Here is a 2,299-nt window from a genome sequence, read left to right as displayed (position 1 = left end):
ACACCCGCCCGCCCCGGCGCGCCGGCTGCGCCGGCGGGTCGGCCGTCGACCGGTCCGGGTGCGGGAGCCGGGTGCCCCGGCGCGGGCGGCGCAACAGCGGCCGGCTGGTCGATGCCGATCGCGCGGCCGAGCTGGTCGAGGCGGTGCCCCTGGGCGGTCAACCGCTGGTGCAGGGAGTCGACGGCGGCGTGCAGGTCACGGCGGCGTTCGGACTCGGCGGCGGCGTGCTGTTCGCCGGCTCGGCGCTGCTCGGCGAGCTGACGAGCCAGTGCCGCGTACTCCTCGAAGGACACCGTCAACGCTCCCCGTCCGGTTCGTGCCCGTCGCCGGCGAACGGGACGATCAGTCTGGTGCGCTGGTCGTGGCGGTCGACCAGCAGCGCCCGGTCGGCGCGCGGCGTGTACGCGAGGTCGTGGACCCCGAGGTGCAGGGCCAGTTCGGGGCCGGGCACGTTGAGCGCGACCAGGCAGGCGATGTCGTCGCGGTTCTGGGTGCCGCCGAGGTCGTCGGCGAGCCGGCGCAGGCCGCGCCACCAGCCGAGCAGGTGCACCCCGTGGGCGGGGCCCTGGCGCAGCAGGGTGTGCAGGTCGTCCAGGCCGGAGCGGAAACTGACCGGGTCGGCGGCCCCGAGCACCGGCGCGGCGGCGTCCATGCCGAACACCACCAGGTACTCGCGGCCGGCGGGCTCGGCGGCCAGCTCGACGATCCGGTCGCGCAGCCCGGCCGCGTCGACGCGGCGGACCGGATGGCCGGCGGCCCGCAGCGCGGCGTCGGTGTCGTCGGCGACCGGGTCGGCGTCGGTGACAAGCGAGGCCAGCAGGAAGCGGGCGTCACCCGGGGTGTGCTGGCGGGCCAGGCTCAGCGTCGCGGCGCGCAGCACGTCCGCGCCGGCGGCGGCGGTGCCCACCACGGCGAGGTGCCGGCCGGGGGTGCTGTCCATCAGGAACAGCGCGGTGGTGCCGTGCACGTCGACGGTCCGGCCGACCAGGGCCATCGGGCGTCGGCCGCCGGGGCGCAGACCGGTGAAGGTGGGATCGTCCTCGACCCGGGCGGCTTCGTACCCCTTGAAGACCGCAGGCGCCCGCGAGCCCGGCGGGCGGGCCTGCCACAGCTCGTGACGCAGCGCGGCGAGGTCGGCCGCGGCGGCGTGCGCGTCGGGGAAGCGCAGCACGGTGTCCGCGCCGACCGCGCCGGCGGCGGTGTTGACCACGGCCGAGCCGATCGGCAGGGCCGCGGCGGCGTCGTTGAGCTGGTCGAGCACCCCACCCCCGCCGGGCAGGGCCACCCGCAGCGCGAACTGCCCGAAGATCGCCTCGGCGCGGCCGTAGAGCGCCTCGATGCCGGTCATGCTCTGACTGGCCAGCACCAGGTGCACGCCGTAGGAGCGGCCCTTGCGGGCCAGCTCCTCCAGCAGGTCGACGGACTCGCGGGCCAGCGCGTCGTTGCCGGCGAGCAGCACGTGGAACTCGTCGATGACCGCCACGATGCGCGGCAGCGGATTGTCCCGGGGCAGGTCGGCGAGCTTGGTGACGCCGTGCCGCTTGAGGGCCCTGGCCCGGCGCTGCGCCTCCCGGCGCAGCTCGCGCAGCACGGCGAGGCCGTACTCGCGGTCGGATTCGATGCCGACGGCGCGGGCGTGCGGCAGCCAGGACGGATCGCGGGTGGTGGGCACGAACTCGGTGAAGCTCACGCCCTCCTTGAAGTCGAGCAGGTAGAGCTGCAACTCGGCAGGCGAATACCGTGCGGCCAGCCCGTAGAGGACGTCGAGGAGGAAGACGGTCTTGCCGGCACCGGTGCGCCCGCCGACCAGCCAGTGCGGGGTGGCGTCGTCGAAGGCCACGGTCAGCGGTGCGCGGCCGGCCCGGCCGACGACCGTCCGCAGGCCGTTGCCGGCCGACTCGGCCCAGCGCCGCTCGGGCAGCAGCTCGGTGAAGGGCAGCGCGTCGGTGCGGCGGGCGGCGGCGCCCAGGTGCTCGGCGAGGGCGCGTACGGAGGCGGGCGGCGGGTCGCCGTCGAGCAGCACGGGCGCGGCGAGGCCGCTGCCGTCGGCGCTGAACGGTGTGCCGGGCGGGTCGCCGACGTGCGCGTACCCCTCGAAGAGCCGGATGGCGGTGGTGCCGCCCAGCGGCGGCGCGGTCTCGCCGGGCAACCGGGACGGGTGGCCGGCGAGCAGCACGCAGACGGCGGCGGCCGGGCCGGCGTGGGTGAGTGCCGCGAGGCGGGCCAGCTCGCGCGGCGCCGGTGCGGCGGTGGCGACGACCACCAGCAGATGCCTGGCGGCGGGCTCGGCGTGCTGCGC

Annotated in this window: 1 protein-coding gene and 1 pseudogene; both read right to left on the bottom strand. The window is 76.9% G+C overall.

What is annotated here, in order from left to right:
- Positions 1-293, bottom strand: a pseudogene (locus FHG89_RS00185) (hypothetical protein); the annotation flags it as partial.
- A gap of 2 nt (positions 294-295) precedes the next feature.
- A partial coding sequence (locus FHG89_RS00180; RefSeq protein ID WP_139581824.1) for an FtsK/SpoIIIE domain-containing protein occupies positions 296-2,299 on the bottom strand: 2,004 nt, incomplete at its 5' end.

Origin of the sequence: Micromonospora orduensis, assembly GCF_006228125.1 — a bacterium.
GTDB lineage: Bacteria > Actinomycetota > Actinomycetes > Mycobacteriales > Micromonosporaceae > Micromonospora > Micromonospora orduensis.
This window is presented reverse-complemented; position numbering and strand designations above follow the sequence as displayed.